The 17,259-nt window shown below is 68.7% G+C and carries 16 protein-coding genes; 4 read left to right on the top strand and 12 right to left on the bottom strand.

The features are described 5' to 3' along the window. Positions 1 to 250: 250 nt before the first annotated feature. The gene (gene uvrC, locus J2852_RS30250; RefSeq protein ID WP_209882859.1) at positions 251 to 2,101 is read right to left on the bottom strand and encodes an excinuclease ABC subunit UvrC; all 1,851 of its coding nucleotides are present in this window, start codon (positions 2,099 to 2,101) and stop codon (positions 251 to 253) included. Positions 2,102 to 2,234: 133 nt separating this feature from the next. Continuing rightward, a complete protein-coding gene (locus J2852_RS30245) occupies positions 2,235 to 3,278 on the bottom strand; it encodes a GMP reductase (RefSeq protein ID WP_209882857.1) in 1,044 nt (347 codons plus the stop codon). Positions 3,279 to 3,448: 170 nt separating this feature from the next. Between J2852_RS30245 and J2852_RS30240 the strand changes: the two genes are divergently transcribed. Next, positions 3,449 to 4,330, top strand: coding sequence for an alpha/beta fold hydrolase (locus J2852_RS30240; RefSeq protein WP_209882854.1), 882 nt, complete (start codon positions 3,449 to 3,451; stop codon positions 4,328 to 4,330). A 79-nt stretch (positions 4,331 to 4,409) separates the two neighbouring features. Beyond that, positions 4,410 to 4,583, top strand: a complete 174-nt coding sequence (locus tag J2852_RS30235; RefSeq protein ID WP_209882852.1) for a hypothetical protein — start codon at positions 4,410 to 4,412, stop codon at positions 4,581 to 4,583. Positions 4,584 to 4,637: 54 nt separating this feature from the next. On the opposite strand, the gene J2852_RS30230 is transcribed toward J2852_RS30235, so the two are convergent. The 8 genes from J2852_RS30230 to J2852_RS30195 form a co-directional block, all read right to left on the bottom strand. Beyond that, complete coding sequence (locus J2852_RS30230; RefSeq protein WP_209882850.1) at positions 4,638 to 5,645, bottom strand: formate dehydrogenase subunit gamma; 1,008 nt, start codon at positions 5,643 to 5,645, stop codon at positions 4,638 to 4,640. 62 nt (positions 5,646 to 5,707) lie between these two features. After that, complete coding sequence (gene fdh3B / locus J2852_RS30225; RefSeq protein ID WP_209882848.1) at positions 5,708 to 6,355, bottom strand: formate dehydrogenase FDH3 subunit beta; 648 nt, start codon at positions 6,353 to 6,355, stop codon at positions 5,708 to 5,710. A gap of 26 nt (positions 6,356 to 6,381) precedes the next feature. Continuing rightward, positions 6,382 to 9,279, bottom strand: coding sequence for a formate dehydrogenase subunit alpha (locus J2852_RS30220; protein WP_209882846.1), 2,898 nt, complete (start codon positions 9,277 to 9,279; stop codon positions 6,382 to 6,384). A gap of 16 nt (positions 9,280 to 9,295) precedes the next feature. Further along, positions 9,296 to 9,496: a twin-arginine translocation signal domain-containing protein gene (locus J2852_RS30215; RefSeq protein WP_209882844.1), complete on the bottom strand. Its 201-nt coding sequence runs from the start codon at positions 9,494 to 9,496 to the stop codon at positions 9,296 to 9,298. Continuing rightward, complete coding sequence (locus J2852_RS30210; RefSeq protein WP_209882842.1) at positions 9,486 to 10,142, bottom strand: TorD/DmsD family molecular chaperone; 657 nt, start codon at positions 10,140 to 10,142, stop codon at positions 9,486 to 9,488. Before J2852_RS30210 ends, J2852_RS30215 begins: the two co-directional genes overlap by 11 nt. A 176-nt stretch (positions 10,143 to 10,318) precedes the next feature. Beyond that, positions 10,319 to 10,825, bottom strand: a complete 507-nt coding sequence (locus tag J2852_RS30205; RefSeq protein ID WP_209882840.1) for a DUF3306 domain-containing protein — start codon at positions 10,823 to 10,825, stop codon at positions 10,319 to 10,321. After that, positions 10,818 to 11,363, bottom strand: a complete 546-nt coding sequence (locus J2852_RS30200; protein ID WP_246500090.1) for a DUF3305 domain-containing protein — start codon at positions 11,361 to 11,363, stop codon at positions 10,818 to 10,820. Before J2852_RS30200 ends, J2852_RS30205 begins: the two co-directional genes overlap by 8 nt. Further along, positions 11,360 to 12,025, bottom strand: a complete 666-nt coding sequence (locus tag J2852_RS30195) for a biotin/lipoate--protein ligase family protein (RefSeq protein WP_209882838.1) — start codon at positions 12,023 to 12,025, stop codon at positions 11,360 to 11,362. Before J2852_RS30195 ends, J2852_RS30200 begins: the two co-directional genes overlap by 4 nt. A gap of 89 nt (positions 12,026 to 12,114) precedes the next feature. Here J2852_RS30195 and J2852_RS30190 point away from each other — a divergent pair, with 89 nt between their 5' ends. Further along, the gene (locus tag J2852_RS30190) at positions 12,115 to 12,453 is read left to right on the top strand and encodes a hypothetical protein (protein ID WP_209882836.1); all 339 of its coding nucleotides are present in this window, start codon (positions 12,115 to 12,117) and stop codon (positions 12,451 to 12,453) included. 6 nt (positions 12,454 to 12,459) lie between these two features. Here the strand turns inward: J2852_RS30190 and J2852_RS30185 are convergent, their stop codons facing one another. Further along, positions 12,460 to 15,603, bottom strand: a complete 3,144-nt coding sequence (locus J2852_RS30185) for an efflux RND transporter permease subunit (RefSeq protein ID WP_209882834.1) — start codon at positions 15,601 to 15,603, stop codon at positions 12,460 to 12,462. Positions 15,604 to 15,607: 4 nt separating this feature from the next. Further along, positions 15,608 to 16,750, bottom strand: a complete 1,143-nt coding sequence (locus tag J2852_RS30180; RefSeq protein WP_209882833.1) for an efflux RND transporter periplasmic adaptor subunit — start codon at positions 16,748 to 16,750, stop codon at positions 15,608 to 15,610. 262 nt (positions 16,751 to 17,012) lie between these two features. Between J2852_RS30180 and J2852_RS30175 the strand changes: the two genes are divergently transcribed. Next, positions 17,013 to 17,231, top strand: coding sequence for a hypothetical protein (locus J2852_RS30175; protein WP_209882831.1), 219 nt, complete (start codon positions 17,013 to 17,015; stop codon positions 17,229 to 17,231). Positions 17,232 to 17,259: the final 28 nt, after the last annotated feature.

Raw genomic sequence — 17,259 nt, 5'->3', positions numbered from 1 at the left:
ACGGTTCAATCAGTGCCCACAGGGCGTCGGAAACGAGAGGAGCTGCCATGCCCCTCCCAACAGCCAAATCCCGGTTTCGTTAGGCGCTCTAAGGGTCGTGGTTGGGTCGAGGCTGTTTTGATGGCCTGAAGGTACGCGGGCGCGGCACATGCCGCTGTGGCCTGGGTCACAGTTGGAGACGGTTTTTGGGGACAGTGGTCGAGGCGGGCCCCCACCCCGACCCTCCCCCGCTTCGCAGGGGAGGGGGACGTTAGCCGTGGAAATGCTCGTAGACGCGGCGGGCGACGGTGGCGCTGATGCCGGGGGCGGCTTCCAGATCCTTCAGGCCGGCGGCGGCCACCGCCGTGGAACTGCCGAAATGGTGCAGCAGAGCCTTTTTGCGGGCCGGGCCGATGCCAGGGATGCCGTCGATGCGCGTGTGCTCCATGGCCTTGGTGCGGCGCGCGCGGTGGCTGTCGATGGCGGTCTTGTGCGCCTCGTCGCGCAGCCGTTGCAGGAAGTAGAGCACCGGGTCGTTGGGCGCCAGTTGGAACGGCTCGCGGCCGGGCAGGAAGAAGCGCTCGCGGCCGGCGTCGCGGTCCGGTCCCTTGGCGATGGCGGCGAGATCGACATCCTCAATCCCCAGATCAGCCAGGACGGTGCGGGCGACGTTCAACTGGCCGAGGCCGCCGTCGATCAGCACGAGGTCGGGCCACAGGCCGTTGCGGCGGTCGGGGTCCTCGCGGAGCGCGCGGCCGAAGCGGCGGGTCAGCACCTCGCGCAGCATGGCGTAGTCGTCGCCGGCCACTGCCGGATCCTTGATGTGGAAGCGGCGGTAGGCGTTGCGCTGGAATCCCTCCGGCCCGGCGACGATCATGGCGCCGACCGGGAAGGCGCCCTGGATGTGCGAGTTGTCGTAGACTTCGATACGGGCGGGGATGCCAGGAAGGCCGAACAGGCGCGCCACGCCGGCCAGCAGCTTGGCCTGGGCGGAGCGTTCGGCCATGCGGCGGCCGTGCGCCTCGCGGGCGTTGGTCAGGGCGTGCTCGACGATGCGGCGTTTGGGACCGCGCTGGGGCACCTCCACCTCGACGCGGCGGCCGGCGGCCAGCGTCAGCGCCTCGCCCAGCAGGGCGCGGTCGGGCAGATCGTGGCTGAGCAGCAGGCGGTGCGGGGGCGGCGTGTCTTCGTAGAGCTGGGCGGTGAAGGCGGCGAGGATGGCGGCTTCGTCTTCATCCCTATCATGGCGGGGGAAGAAGGCGCGGGTGCCCTGGTTGCGGCCGCCGCGCACGAAGAAGACCTGCACGCAGGCGGTCCCGCCCTCGGCATGGACGGCCAGCACGTCGGCGTCCTCCAGAGAGCCTTCCAGGTTGATGTCCTGGCGGCTTTGCAGGGCGGTCAGGGCGCGGATGCGGTCGCGCCAGCGCGCGGCGTCCTCGTAGGCGAGGCGGTCGGAACAGTCCATCATGTGCCGCGCGAATTCCGCCTGCACGGCGGCGCTGCGCCCGTTCAGCACGTCGCGCACGCCTCGCATCTGGGCGGCGTAGTCCTCCTCCGTCACGCGGCCGACGCAAGGGGCCGAGCAGCGCTTGATCTGGTGTTGCAGGCATGGCCGCGTGCGGGAGGTGAAGGTGGCGTCGTCGCAGGTGCGCAGCAGGAAGGCCCGTTGCAGCGCCGCGATGGTCATGCCGACCAGCGCCGGGGAGGCGTAGGGGCCGAACAGGTCGTTGCGCCGCGCCTCGCCATAGCGGCGCGCGGTGCCCCGGTGGTGCATCAGGCGCGGGAAGGCGTGCCCCTGGCCCAGCACGATGTAGGAGAAGGAGCGGTCGTCCTTGACCAGCACGTTGAAGGGCGGGCGCAGGGTGCGGATGAGGTTCGCCTCCAGCAGCAGCGCCTCCGCCTCCGTGTGGGTGGTGACGAACTCCATGGAGCGGGTCAGGGCGACCATGCGCCGGGTACGGTTGGGCAGCCCCTCGGTCCGGGTGTAGCTGGCCACCCGGCGTTTCAAATTCTTCGCCTTGCCGACGTAGAGGATGCCCCCGTCCGCGCCGATCATCCGGTAGACGCCGGGCGTGGCCGGCAGGGTCGGCAGGTGGGAGCGGATGACGTCTGAACCGTCCATGAGGCCCCTCCTGGTGCGTTAACCAAGAAGGGCCGCAAGGAAGCAGGAGAACGGATCAGGTACCAGGGATATTTTGGGGGCACATAACCCCCTCTCCCACCGGGGGCGGGAGAGGGGGTATTGGGTGCGCGCCTTAACCCCCGAACACCGTGTTCAGCTGCGCGCCGACGCGGACGAAGGTGGTGCGCTTGGGGACCTCCTTCAGCTTGGTGGCACCAATGTAGGTCATCATGCTGCGCACGCCGCCCATGATCTCCTGCATCGTGCCCTCGACGGGGCCACGGTAGGGAACCTCCACCGTCTTTCCTTCCGACGCGCGGTAGGCGGCGACACCGCCCGCGTACTTGTTCATCGCCGTGTCCGACGACATGCCGTAGAAGGTCATGGTAGTGGGCACGCGCTGGCCGTCGCGCTCCTCGTAGCGGATGTCGCCCTCGCACTCGTCATGGCCGGCCAGCATGCCGCCCAGCATGACGAAGTCGGCGCCCGCGCCGTAGGCCTTGGACACGTCGCCCGGCACCGTGCAGCCGCCGTCGCCGCAGACCTGGCCCTTCAGCCCGTGGGCGGCGTCGGCGCATTCGATGATCGCCGACAGCTGCGGATAGCCGACGCCGGTCATCTTGCGCGTGGTGCAGACCGAGCCCGGACCGATGCCGACCTTCACGATGTCGGCGCCGGCCAGGACCAGCGCCTCCGTCATGTCGCCGGTCACCACGTTGCCGGCCATGATGACCAGATCCGGGTTCTCCTTGCGCATGCGGCCGACGAAGCGCACGAAACGCTCCGAATAGCCGTTGGCGACGTCAAGGCAGACCCTGGTGATGGGCGCCTTGGCCTTGACCTGCTGGAACTTGTCGTAGTCGGCCTCGGTCGTCCCGAGGGAGTAGAAGACGTTCGTCGTATCCTCGTCGCGGAAGAAGGCGACCAGGGCGTCGGCCGGATAGTGCTTGTGCAGGGCCGTCATCGCGCCGAAGCGCGACAGCGCCCTGGCGATGTTCATGGTGCCGACCACGTCCATGTTGGCCGCGATCAGCGGAAAGCCCGTCCATTCCGACCCGCTGTGGACGAACCGGAAGGTGCGGTTCACGTCCACCTCGCTGCGGCTTTGCAGGGTGCTGCGCTTCGGGCGGATCAGCACGTCCTTGAAGTCGAGCTTCAGATCGCTCTCGATAATCACCGGCTGTCATCCTGTCAGAGCGGCGAAGGGCCGCGTTTAATCGATTAAATGGGGGTCGCGAACGCGCTTCGCCAAGTCGCGAACCACCAAGGCCGCGAACCGCAGCGGCCCGCCGGCTGTTGGGATCCCGGCGGGGCCAGCTGCGTGCAAGGGGCTGCGTGCGAGGCAGAATGACAGGGATTGGGACGGGGCTCCACAGCGGGATGGTCGAGGTCGCCCCCGGCGTCCGCCTGCACGTCGTCGAGGCCGGTCCACGGGACGGACCGCTGGTCATCCTGCTGCACGGCTTTCCGGAATTCTGGTACGGCTGGCGCCGGCAGATCGGGGCGCTGGCGGCGGGCGGCTTCCACGTGCTGGCGCCTGACCAGCGCGGCTACGCGGCCAGCGACAAGCCACGCGGCATCGGCGCCTACACCGCCGACACGCTCGCCGCCGACGTGCTGCGGCTGGCGGAACGGGCGGGGCGGGCCTCCTTCACTCTGGTCGGGCACGACTGGGGCGGCGTGGTGGCGTGGTGGGTGGCGCTGACGGCGCCGGAGCGGGTGGAGCGGCTGGTCATCCTCAACGCACCGCACCCGGCGACGATGCGCGGCTACGCGTTGCGGCACCCGACCCAGGCGGCGCGGAGCTGGTACGTGCTGGCCTTCCAACCGCCGGTTCTGCCGGAACTGGTGATCCGGGCCGGCGGCTTCCGGCTGGCCGAGCGGGCGCTGACCGGGACCAGCCGGCCCGGCACCTTCACCGCCGACGACCTGGCACGCTACCGCGAGGCGTGGGCGCGGCCCGGCGCCATGACCGCGATGCTGAACTGGTATCGGGCACTGCGGCGGCGCATGGACCCGCCGCGCGGGCGGCTGCGGATGCCGGTGCTGATCCTGTGGGGCGACCGCGACCGCTTCTTGGACCGTGGGCTGGCCGAGGCTGCGGCGGCGATGTGCGGCGATACCCGCGTGGTGCATCTGGAGACAGCCACCCACTGGATCCAGCACGAGGAAGCGGCGCGGGTGAACGAAGAAATCGAGGCGTTTTTGAAGGGAGCGGCAAAGACGTGAGCGCGGCCGTGCAACCGTGGCCGATTCCGAGCGTTAGAGGAACAAAAGGACAGCCCCGCGTGGGGCGGGAGGAGGGATCATGAAAGCGTTCGGATTGGCGGTGATCTGTGCCGTGCTGCTGGCCGTGGTGGCGGGCTTCGTGTTGGAAGGGACCTTCAGCCGCGAGGCGGACCAAGCCTACTCGGCACCCAGCGCGCGGGTCGGCGAAGGCCCGTCGGTCGAGCACCGGAATTTCTCGGGCGAGCGGCGGTAGCGGAAAAATCCCTCTCCCACGGCGGGAGAGGGATTTTTTGGCGCTGTTCGAAACCTACTCCGCCGCCCGGTGGCGGTGGATGGGACGGCCGTCGTTGGTGCGCATGGTACGCGCCTGCTCCTCGTACCAGCGGCGGTGATGGTCGCGTGCCCAGTTCTCGTCCACCTCGCCGCGCCCCATGGCGTCGAACGCGCCTTCCATGCCGATGGAGCCGATGTAGATGTGCGCGATGATCACCGCGATCAGCAGCGCCGCCACCACGCCATGCACGACGTGGAGGATCTGCATGCCGGAAATGCCGGTGACGGAGAAGGGCAGCATCAGCAGGAATCCGCTGATCGCCAGCGCCACGCCGCCGAACACCACCGCCCAGAAGATGCCCTTCTGACCGGCGTTGAAGCGCCCGGCCTCCGGATGCTCGCCGCCCTTGCCGAGCAGGCCGCCCATGGTCTTCAGCCAGACGAGATCGGCTCGCTCGGGGATGTTGTCGCGCACCCACAGCACGAAGACCAGGAGAAGGCCGAAGACGAAGGGCACGCTGAAGAAGTTGTGCAGGTACTTGCTGCCCTCGGCCAGGGTGGTGAAGGCCGGGTGGCCGAGCAGGGGAATCAGCAGGGGCCGCCCGAAGGTGACGATCAGCCCGGTGATTGCCATGATCAGGAAGCTGACCGCCGTGGTCCAGTGCGCGAAGCGGTCGATGCCGTTGAAACGCAGGACCGTCCGGCCGGAGCGTCCGCCGTGGATGCGGATGGTGCCGCGGATCAGGTAGAAGATCGCCAGCAGAGCCGTCATGCCCAGGATGACCGCGCCGGCGATGATGCGCAGCGTGCTCGTGCGGAATTCACGCCACTCGCGCCCCTCGGGTTGGACCAGCACGCCCAGCTTGTTGTCGGGGATGCTGACCCGGCCGGTGATCTGGTCGTCCAGATTCTGGTAGAGCTGAACCTGATCCTTGGCGGTGGGGAAGTTGGGGTTCGGCGTCTGGTAGAGCTGCGCCTGGACCGCCGGTGCCGCCAGCAGCAGCACCATCAGGACCAGGATGTGACGGAGATGCCTCGTCATGTCGCGTCCTTCCCGTGCGTCTTATCGAAGCCCCTCTCCCCCAGGGGGAAGAGGGGCATGGTTCAGCTGCCGCTCGTGCCGACGCCAGCGCCGGACCGGCCGGGGCCGAAGGCGCGGCCGCGATCCTCGCGCCCGTAGGCCGTGGACCAGCCCCAGGCGCCGGAGCCGTAGCCGCGCCGCACCGCCCGTTCCCGGTAGATGTCGGCCAGCACGTCGCCGTCGCCGGCCATCAGCGCGCGGGTCGAGCACATCTCCGCGCACAGCGGCAGCTTGCCCTCTGCCAGACGGTTGGCGCCGTACTTCTGGTATTCCTCCGGCGTGTTGTCGGCCTCCGGGCCGCCGGCGCAGAAGGTGCACTTGTCCATCTTGCCCCGGCCGCCGAAGTTGGTCGCCTGCGGGTATTGCGGCGCGCCGAAGGGACAGGCGTAGAAGCAGTAGCCGCAGCCGATGCACAGGTCCTTGGAATGCAGGACCACCCCGTCCGCCGTCTGGTAGAAGCAGTCCACCGGGCAGACCGCCGCGCAGGGCGGGTCGTTGCAGTGCATGCAGGCCATGGAAATCGACCGCTCGCCCGGCTTGCCGTCGTTCAGCGTGACGACGCGGCGGCGGTTGATGCCCCAGGGAACGTCGTGTTCGTTCTTGCAGGCCGTGACGCAGGCGTTGCATTCGATGCAGCGTTCCGCGTCGCACAGGAACTTCATGCGGGCCATGTTATCTTCTCCCTCCCTGCCCCTCTTTATGCCGGCTCGACGCGGCAGAGCGTGACCTTGGTTTCCTGCATGAAGGTCACGGGGTCATAGCCGTAGGTCGTCACCCCGTTCGCCGGTTCGCCCAGCACGATGGGGTCCGTGCCCGGCGGGTAGTTGTCGCGCAGGCTCTCGCCCTGCCAGTAGCCGGAGAAGTGGAAGGGCATGAAGACCGTGCCGACGCCGATGCGTTCGGTGACCAGCGCGCGGACCTTCGCCTTGGCGTTGTTTTCCGGCCCGTAGACCCAGACCAGCGCGCCGTCGCGGATGCCCAGGCGTTCGGCGTCCTTCGGGTTGATCTCCGCGAACATCGACTGCTGGAGTTCGGCGAGCCAGGGGTTGGAGCGCGTCTCCTCGCCGCCGCCCTCGTATTCGACCAGACGGCCGGAGGTCAGGACGAAGGGGAACTTCTGCCGGAGGTCGCTGTCCGAAATCTTGAACTGGAGCGAGCGGGCCAGCTGCGGCAGGCGGAAGTCGCGCCGGTCCTCGATGGCCGGGTACTGCTTCACCAGTTCCGGCTGCGGCGAGTAGATCGGCTCGCGATGCACCGGCACCGGGTCGGGCAGGTTCCAGGCGACCGCGCGGGCCTTGGCGTTGCCGTGCGGCGAGCAGCCGTGCTTCAGCGCCACGCGGATGATGCCCATGGACAGGTCCGTCTGCCAGCTGACCTCGTCCACCTTGTCGCCGCCGATGGCGTTGATGACGCGCGTCTCCTCCGGCGTCAGGTCCTTGTCCCAGCCGAGCTTCTTCAGCATGGCCATGGTGAATTCCGGATAGCCGTCCTGGATCTCCGATCCCTTGGAATAGCTGCCCTCGGCCAGCAGGGAGACGCCGTTGCGCTCCACCCCGAAGCGGGCGCGGAAGACGCCGCCGCCCTCCATGACGTGCTTGGAGGTGTCGTAGAGCACCGGGCTGCCGGGATGGCGCAGTTCCGGCTGGCCCCAGCAGGGCCAGGGCAGGCCGTAATACTCGCCCTTCAGCGGGCCGGTGGTCGCCTGCATGGTGATCTTGTCGAAGTCGGCCTGGTGCTTCATGTGCATCTTCAGCCGTTCCGGCGACTGGCCGGTGTAGCCGGTGGACAGGCAGCTCCGGTTGATCTCGCGCAGGATGTCCTCCGGCACGGGGCGGGTGCCCTCGACCGTGATGTGCTTGAACATGTCGTCGGCGAAGCCGAGCTTCTTCGCCAGCAGGTAGATGATCGTGTAGTCGTCCTTGGACTCGAAGATCGGTTCCACGATCTTCTCGCCCCACTGCATGGACCGGTTGGAGCAGGTGCGCGAGCCGTCCGTCTCGAACTGCGTGCAGGCCGGCAGCAGGTAGGTGTTGTTGCGCCGCTCCTTGATCGCCGCGAAGGTGGTCGGGTGCGGGTCGGCGATGACCAGAAGGCTTAGCTTCTCCAGGCCCTTGATCATTTCCGGCATGCGGGTGACGGTGTTGCCGCCGTGCCCGAAGCAGACCATGGCGCGCAAGGGGCTGGGCTGCTGGATGTCCTCCGGCTTGTAGATCACGCCGTCGAACCAGCGGGTCGTCGGGATGCCCTTCATCTCCATCAGTTCCTTGGAGGCGAAGCGGCTCTTCATCCAGTCGTATTCGACGTCCCAGGCGCGGCAGAAATGCTTCCACGCCCCCTCGGCCAGCCCGTAGTAGGAGGGCAGGGTGGTGACGTCGAGGCCGAAGTCCGTGGCGCCCTGCACGTTGCAGTGGCCGCGGTAGATGTTGGCGCCGCCGCCGGCCACGCCGATGTTGCCCAGCGCCAGCTGGAGGATCGACAGCGCCCGCACGTTGGCCGTGCCGGTCGTGTGCTGGGTGATGCCCATGCACCAGATGACGGTGCTGGGCTTGTTCTTCGCCAGCGCCTCGGCCACGCGCTTGACCTGCTCGCCGGGCACGCCGGTGACGCGCTCGACCGTGGCGGGGTCCCACTTCTTCACCTCGGCGCGGACCTCGTCCATGCCGTAGACGCGCTGGCGGATGTATTCCTTGTCCTCCCAGCCGTTCTCGAAGATGTGCCACAGGATGCCCCAGGTGATGGGGATGTCCGTGCCGGGGCGGATGCGGACGTATTCCGTAGCGTGGGCGGCGGTGCGGGTGAAGCGCGGGTCGATGACGATGAAGGGCGCGCGGTTGCGCTCCTTGCCGCGCAGCATGTGCGGCAGCGACACCGGGTGCGCCTCCGCTGGGTTGCCGCCGATGATCACCAGTGCCTTGGAGTTCTGGATGTCGTTGTAGCTGTTGGTCATGGCGCCATAGCCCCACGTGTTCGCCACGCCGGCGACCGTTGTGGAATGGCAGATGCGCGCCTGGTGATCGACGTTGTTGGTGCCCCAGAAGGCGGCCAGCTTGCGGTAGAGGTACGAGCCCTCGTTGGAGAACTTGGCCGAGCCCAGCCAGAACACCGCGTCCGGCCCGGACTGCTGCCGGATCTCCAGCAACTGGTTGCCGATCTCCTCGATGGCCTGATCCCAGGACAGGCGCTGCCACTGGCCGTCCACCAGCTTCATCGGGTATTTCACCCGGCGCTCGCCCTTGGTCAGCTCGCGCACCGAGGCGCCCTTGGCGCAGTGCGCGCCCTGGCTGATCGGGCTTTCCCAGCCCGGCTCCTGGCCGGTCCAGACGCCGTTCTGCACCTCGGCGATGACCGTGCAGCCGACCGAGCAGTGGGTGCAGATGTTCTTGCGCGTCACCGTCTCGACATTCGGGATGGTCGGGCCGGCCTCGGCCTTGCGGATCATGGCGGCGGGCAGGGCGCTCAGCGCCGCCATGCCGCCGGCCGCCAGACCGGAGGTTTTGAGGAAGCCGCGCCGGCCGACGGGAGCGCCGATGCCGGTTGTCAGGGTGCGGGAGAGGGAGCCACGGGCGGGCTTTCCGGACGAACGCTTCACGAGCATGGCACGGCCCTCGCGGTCACAAGCGGTTCAGCGCGTAGAAGCGCTTGACGTGGTCGGTTTCGCGGTAGCGCGACTTGACCTGTTCCTGCGGCGTTTCCGCCGCCTCGGCCGCACCGGCGGTGGTCAGGGCCGCAGCGGCCGCCCCGGCGGCGCCCAGCCCCAGCCCCTTCAAAAGGTCGCGGCGTTCGATTCCGGTCTTTTCGTCCTTACGGCGCATGGATCGTGCCCTCCCGATGTTCTTGTTCGGCGGCTTGCGCGAGCATTGCGAAGGCGTCGGTTTCGATGTGCAGGAACAGCCGGCCGATGGTTCCGGCCGGCCGGTAGAGATCCGCCCCGTGCGCCTCCTCCAGGTCGGCGAAGAAGCGGCCGGCCCAGGGGAGGAGGTGGCGGTTGAAGAAGCGTTTCTGCTGGTGCAGATCCGGCGAACCCAGGCTGCCGGAGATCAGCGCGGCCATGATCTCGCAGATGGCGGCGATGTGGTCCTCAGGTTCCGACACGTCGGGCGCCCGCTCGATCCCCAGCGCCTGCATGTCCTCGCGCAGGCGGGCCAGCGGGCGGTCGTTCAGGAAGCCGGTGCGGTAGTAGGAGGCGAAGGGAACCAGCTCGCCGCGCGTCACGCCGATGAACAGCGCGTGGAACTCACGCTCGGCCTTCTGTTCGGAGGTGGCGCGGGCGCGTTCGGCCAGCCGGTCGATGGCTTGGCCCAGTGGCGTGCCGTCGCCGGTCAGTTCGGCGATGGTGTCGAGCAGCGCGCGCGAGGGTGGTCGCGCCAGCAGTTGAGCGAGCAGCGTATAAGCCTGCGCGCGGAGGAGATCGGCGTCCTCCACGGTGTCCGCAACATCCCGTTCGGCCAAAGCCGCCATACCGTCACCCCGTATTGCCCCGCCTCGGATTGCTTTCTCGGGGGCCGGATAAACTCCGGTCCTCAAGCTACAACAGTGCCAAACGGCAAAAGTCGCGCGGCTCCGCCAGCGCTGGGCGGGAGAGGTAATGCGGAATGGGTGTTTGCCGGAGGTTCGGGAGTGGGGAGTCCCCCGCCCTAACCCTCTCCCCGGAGGGGGGAGGGGGCTGCCGCCGCTTCTTCCTCGACCACCTCTTCCGTCTCCGTTTCCTCCGCCTCTGCCTCGGCGCCGGCGACGGCAACGGGCTCTTCCGGAGCGGGGGGCGGTTCCTCGCGGAACATGTTCTCCACCATCTCGCGGATGTTGTCGGTCGGGAGAAGCTGGCCGTAGCCGGGGGCGTTGAAGTCCCAGTCGTATTCGGCGAAGCCCCGGAAATCGGCGATCTTCGGGTCGCTGACCCAAGCCTTGCGCAGGGCGAGCAGGCGCAGCTCCTGCGGCACCTGGGGGGCGAGGAAGGCGGTGTAGTCGCTGTCGGCGGTCAGGCTTTCGAGCGGGGGAAGGGTGGACGGGTCGAAGGGTTCCTCGGCGGGCGCGGGCTCCTCAATGGGGGCCGGCGCCGCCGGGGGCTCCTCGCGGGCCTCGCGCTTCAGGCGGGACCAGCGGCCAAGGAAACCTTCATCGGCGTTGGCATCGCTGTCAGCCATGATCGTCCTCCGGGTGCGTTACCGGGCGAGCGGCGTGGGGGCGGCGGCGGGCCAGCGCCTCGGGGTCGGCGCGGTCGCGCTGGCGCTTGTAGAAGGGGCGGTGCACGTAGTGGCGCGCGACGAAATCCTGCACCCACATCGCCAGGGCCGGGGGCAGGGACACCGCCTCGATCAGGTCGTCGCCGGCGTCGGAATGGGCATCGACCTCGCCGGGATCGACCGTGACGGACAACAGCCGCAGGCCCGGATCCTCCCCGCCGGGGCGTAGGATCACGTAAGCCGACGGGCGGGCGCCATCGAGGTTGTCCTTGTAGTTCTCGGCCTCGGTCGGGTGCAGGGCGATCTCGCCGGCCCCGGCGTAGTAGCGGGTGCGGTCGCCGACCTGCTCCAGCACGCTCCAGGGCGGCAGGTCGGGGACGCCCGGCAGCAGGCCGATCACGCGCCAGCGCGCGTCGGTCCAGGGGTTGTCGATGCGCTGGCGTTCGACGACGACGCCGACGCTCAGCCGTTCGGAGCGGTCCGTCATGTCTTGGGTCATGATTTCCTCCGCTCGGGCAGGGTCCAGGTCGGGGTTCGCAGGGCGGCGCCCAGGTCCGGCAGCGCGATGGGCCGGTCGAGGCGGCGCTGCCAGATCACCTGGGCCGGTTGGAAGCCGGCGTCCTCCCAGATGTCCATCCAGGACAGGAAATGCCGGGCGAAGCTCTCCAGCAGGACCGGGACCTCCACGTCGCCGAAGCCTTCCTCGCGCAGCGCCGTGCGGTCGGGGTGCTCGCCGGGATCGGGGTCGTCGGGGTCGCCCAGAACGTCCACGGTCGCGCCGACGACGGCCCAGGCGGGAACCTCGTCCTCCAGGGCGTCGGGGGCCGCCGCGAAGCGCACGCCGCCGGCCAGCGCGCCGTTCACCAGAAGCCGGTCGGGCCAGCCGAAGTTGACCGCCAGGGTGGGCGGACCCAGCGCCTCCAGCGCGTCGGCCAGCGCGATCAGGGTCACCGCGACGACCAGCCGGGTTTCCGACAGCGGGCGGTCGGGGCCGAGCACGATGGCGAGGTCCAGCCGGTCGGGCCGTCGCGACCACAGGAGGGTGCCGGCCTCCTCACCGTCGTCGGTGTGGGCGACGGCGCGGGCGGTGGCGGCGACGAAGGGGTCGTCCCGGTCCAGGGGGCAAGGGCGGAACAGGGGTGGCAGATGCGGCGTGTCCATGATGGATGAAACGCTCCGGCGGGAGACTTGGTCCGCCGCCGTGTTGTTGAAAGGGAAAGCGTTGCCGTTCTGAGGAAGGAGAACACACCGTGCGCGTCATTCTCTCGATAGCCACCGTCCTGTTGGTTGCCACCGGCGTGGTCGCGCAGGAGACGACCAAGGATGCGCTGGCGAAAGACCCCGCCGTGCAGCAGAGCCAGGAGCCGCCCCCCAACGCGCAGGGCATCCGCTCGCCCAAGGAATCGACCAGCGGAAACACCCAGAGCGCGGAGTTGCAAGAGGCGCTGGCCGCCGTGCGGGCCGCTCCCCCGGACCTCCAGGGCAACCCGGTGCCGCGCCCGAACTGGTTGGCGAGCGAACCGGACATGGGGAACGAGCCGACGCGCTCGCAGAATCCGTCGGACCTGAGCAGCCAGGAAACGAAGTAGATCGACTCACTCTGCTGGAGACGGGTGGGCTTCTCCGCCCGGCTCCATTCGGCGCGGGCGCAGGCGTTCGGTCAGGCGCTGGAAGGCGACAAACAGAACCGGCACGAAGATGATGCCGACCACGGTCGCGGCGGTCATGCCGCTGAACACCGTCGTGCCGATGGACCGGCGGCTGGCCGCACCCGCACCGGTGGCGATCAGCAGCGGCACCGCGCCCAGGATGAAGGCCAGAGCGGTCATCAGCACGGCGCGGAAGCGCTGGCGGGCACCGGTGACGGCGGAGTCCACGATGCCATGGCCCGCCGCCCGCTGCTCCCGCGCGAACTCCACGATCAGGATGGCGTTCTTGGCGGCGAGGCCGACCAGCAGGACGAGGCCGATCTGCGCGTAGATGTCGTTGGCAATCTTCCCGAGCCACAGGCCGATGCCGGCGCCCAGCACGGCGATGGCGACCGACAGCAGGACGGCCAGCGGGATCAGCCAGTTCTCGTACTGCGCCACCAGGAACAGATAGCCGAACAGAACGGCCAGCCCGAAGATGATCAGGCTTTGGTTGCCGACCCGGCTTTCCTGATAGGACAGGCCCGTCCATTCGGTGGCGTAGCCCGCCGGCAGGGTGCGCCCCGCCACCTCCTGCATGGCGGCGAGCGCCTGGCCGGAGCTGCCGCCGGGCGCGGCCTGCCCATTCACCGAGGCGGCAAGGAACTGGTTGTAGCGGATGACGCTGTCCGGGGCGAGGGTGGTGCGGACGGTGACGATGCTGCGCAGCGGCACCATATCGCCGGACGCGCTGCGGACGTAGAGCTGGTCGATGGCCTGGGTTTGATCGCGGTATTCGGCGGCGTCCTGCACCTGAACCTGGAAGACCCGGCCGTAGAGGTTGAAGTCGTTGACGTAGCGCGACCCCAGATGGGCCTGCAACGTGTTGAACACATCGCCGGGCGACACGCCGAGCAGCGCCGCCTTGGTGCGGTCCAGATCGACGAACAGGTGCGGCACGTCGGGGCTGAAGGTGCTGAAGACGGCGGACAGGCGTGTGTCCTGGTTGGCCGCGACCAGCAGGCCGCGCAGCACCGCGCCCAGCTCCTGCGGGGATTGCCCGCCCAACGCCTGCACCCGCAGGTCGAAGCCGCCGGTGCTGCCCAGGCCCGGAATGGACGGCGGGTTGAAGGCGGTCGCGTTGGCTTGCGGGATGGCGGCCAGCTGCGGGCGCAGGCGGCCGAGCATGGCGTCGATGTGCTGGTCGGCCGGGCGCTCCCCCCACGGCTTCAGGATGGCGATCTGAAGGCCGACGTTGGAGGCCGCACCGCTCAGGATGCTGAAGCCCGAGACGGAGATGACGTGGGCGACGCCGGGTGTCTCGCGCAGGGTTTCGGAGATGCGGTCCATCGCCTCCTGCGTGCGGGTCAGCGACGCCGCGCTGGGCAGCTGCACGTTCACGAAGAAATAGCCCTGGTCTTCGGACGGCAGGAAGGCGGTGGGCAGGGCGCGCAGCACGAGGAAGGCCGCCACGGCCAGCGCCGCGAAGGCGAGCAGGCCGATGGCGAGCTTGCGCGACAGCCAGCCAACGAGCCCGCTGTAGCGGTCGCGCACGCGGTCCAGCCCCGTGTTGAAGGCGGCCAGCGCCCGCCAGGGCCGTCCCGGCGGGTGCAGCAGCAGGCCGCAGAGCGCCGGTGTCAAAGTCAGCGAGACGAAGCCGGAAATCAGGAACGATACGGTGATGGTGACCGCGAACTGCCGGTACAGCTCCCCCGTGATGCCGGGCAGGAAGGCGACGGGCACGAAGACGGCGGCCAGCACCAGGGTGGAGGCGACGATGGCGCCGGTTACCTGCTCCATGGCGATGCGCGATGCGGCGGGGGCCGGCTGGTCGGGATGCTCCTCCATCACGCGGCGGACGTTCTCCACCACCACGATGGCGTCATCCACCACGAGGCCGATGGCGAGAACCAGCGCGAACAGCGTGATGGTGTTGGCGCTGTAGCCCAGGGCCAGCAGCACCGCGAAGACGCCGATGATCGACACGGGAATCGCCAGCGTCGGGATCAGCGTCGCCCGCCAATCCTGAAGGAAGACGTAGATGACCACCACGACGAGGAGGAAGGTGATCAGCAGCGTGTGCACGATCTCGTCGATGGTGGCGCTGACGAAGCTGGTGGTGTCGAAGACCACCGCGTATTCCAGCCCTTCCGGAAAGCGGGTGCCGAGGCGTTCCAACTCCGCGCGGACGGCGGTCGCCACGTCCAGCGCGTTGGCGTCTGGCGACTGGTAGACGACCAGCGTGGCGGACGGGTTGCCGTCGAGCTTGGAGGAGGCGCTGTAGCTCTGCGCGCCAAGCTCCACCCGCGCGATGTCGCCGAGCTTCACGAGGCCGCCGTTCTCGTTGGTGCGGACGATGATGTCGGCGAATTGCTGCGGGTCATCCAGCCGGCCGCGCGCCAGGATGGTCAACTGCTGCTGCTGGCCGTCCGGCACCGGCGGCGCGCCGATCTGACCGGCCGAGGCTTGCAGATTCTGGTTCAGGATGGCGTTCACGACGTCGGTGGAGGTGATGCCCAGCGCCGTCATGCGGGCCGGGTCCATCCACACGCGCATGGCGTAGGTCAGGGCACCCATCACCTGGGCGTCGCCGACGCCCGGCACCCGCGCGATGGCGTCGCGCAGGTTGATGTTGGCGTAGTTGGAAATGAAGATCGGGTCGAACTGCCCGCCGGGCGAATAGATGTTTATGCCCATCAGCATGTTCGACGACTGCTTGCGCACCGTCACGCCCTGGCGCGACACCTCCGGCGGCAGGGTCGGCGTGGCGAGCGACAGGCGGTTCTGCACGTTGATTTGGGCCAGATCCGGATCGGTGCCCGGCGCGAAGGTGACGGTCAGCGTGTAAGCGCCGGTGTCGGTGCTGGTGGAGGACATGTAGAGCATGCCTTCCACGCCGTTGACCTGGGCTTCGATGGGGGCGGCGACGCTGTTGGCGACCACCTGCGCGTTGGCGCCGGGGTAGCTGGCGGTCACCTGCACCGAAGGAGGCGTGATCGGCGGAAACTGCGCGACGGGGATGAACAGCAGCGCCAAGGCACCTGCGATGGTCACCACCAGCGCCATGACGATGGCGAGGTTCGGGCGCCGGATGAACAGGCCGGAGAACATGGTTTTAGCCCTTTGGCGGCTGTTCGGCGGTTTGGGTGGCCGGCGTCGGCTGCACGGTCAAGCCGGGGCGGACCTTCTGCACGCCGCCGACGATGATCGTCTCCCCTTCCGACAGGCCCTTGCGCACGGCAATCTGCTGCTCGATTTGGGGGCCGGTCTCGATGGGGCGGCGTTGCACGCGGTTCTGCTGGTCCAGCACCATCACGTAGCTGCCCTGCTGGTCCTGCTGGATTGCCGCGACCGGGACGACCGGCTGCCGTTCGGTCTGGGCCGGGCGGATCAGGACCGTCACGTACTGGCCGGGCAGGAGTAGGCCGTTGGGGTTGGCGAAGTCGGCGTAGACGGGGATGGTGCCGGTCTGCGGGTCGATGCGGTTGCTGACGAAGCTGACCTTGCCCTTGTCCGGAAATTCGGAGCCGTCGGCCAGCCGCAGGGCCGGGACGAACTGGTCCACCGTCTCGGAGGGGGATTGGCCGGGCAGCATACGCTGAGTTTGCAACAGATCGCGGTCGCTGACCGAAAAGACCACGCGGATCGGGTTGAGCTGCACCACGGTGGCGAGCGGGCCGCTGGAGGGATTGACGAGGTCGCTCTCCGTCACCGCCGTGGCGCCGATGCGCCCGTCGGACGGGGCGGCGATGCGGGTGTAGCTGAAGTTCAGCTCCGCCTGACGCAGCTTGGCCTGGGCCTGCATCACGTCGGCCTCCGACGTTTCGCGGTTGGCCTGCGCCTGATCCACGTCGGCCTGGGAGATGTTGCCGCGTGAGCGAAGCTCCTGCGCGCGCTGGAAGGCGCGTTCGGCCTCCCGCTGCTGCGCCTGGGCACGGGCGAGGTCGGCCTTGGCGCTGTCGAGGGTCGCCTGATAGGGGGCCTGCTCGATGACGTAGAGCAGCGTGCCGGCGGTGACGTTCTGGCCCTCCTGGAAAGCGACCTGCTCAATCACGCCCTCGACGCGGGCGCGCGCCTCGAAATCGCGGATCGCCTGGACGCGGCCGATGAACTCCGCCGTCGGGGTGACGTCGCGCTGGCGCACGACCTCGGTCATCACCGTCGGCGGCGGGCCTCCCGGCGGCTGCTGGGCGAGGGCCGGAAGCGGCGGAAGGAGAAGTGCTGCGGCAAAGGCGGCGGCGTGACGGGTGGACAGCATCGGAGGAATCCCAAAGGGGCGTGCCGTTTTGAACAGCGAAGAGCCTGTCTGGGTTCACGGGTGGTGTACTGAATAGGGGGACGCGGAAGCCGCGCGGCCATGCGTGCGCCCTGTGACCGCCGATCCACCTGTTTTTCCGGAGAAATGACGGCCTCTGTGAAGCGCGCAACAGAAGCGGGGAGGCGCGCCGCTTTATCCATGGCCTCGCGTCTGGATTGCCCAGAATGCTCCCAACGACGAACCGATGGAAGGAAACTCCCCGATGACCACGACGCTCCGCGTGCTTGTTGCCGGCGCCGCCCTGGCCGTTTCCGCGCTGGCCGCGACGAGTCCCTCGCACGCCTTCACGTTCGCCAAGCAGTACAGCCCCGGCATCTCGACGATGCGTCAGACGGCCTGTTCCTGGCAGCCCGTGTTCATCGCCGGACTTCTCAACTACCGCAACACCTGCACCGGCGAGGTCCGGCCCGCGCTGCGGTAGGTCTTTCTTCCAAAGCAAAACCCCTCTT

Origin of the sequence: Azospirillum soli (assembly GCF_017876165.1) — a bacterium.
Classification (GTDB): domain Bacteria; phylum Pseudomonadota; class Alphaproteobacteria; order Azospirillales; family Azospirillaceae; genus Azospirillum; species Azospirillum soli.
Note: the sequence above shows the minus strand (reverse complement) of the source record. Positions and strands in the feature narration are given on the sequence as shown.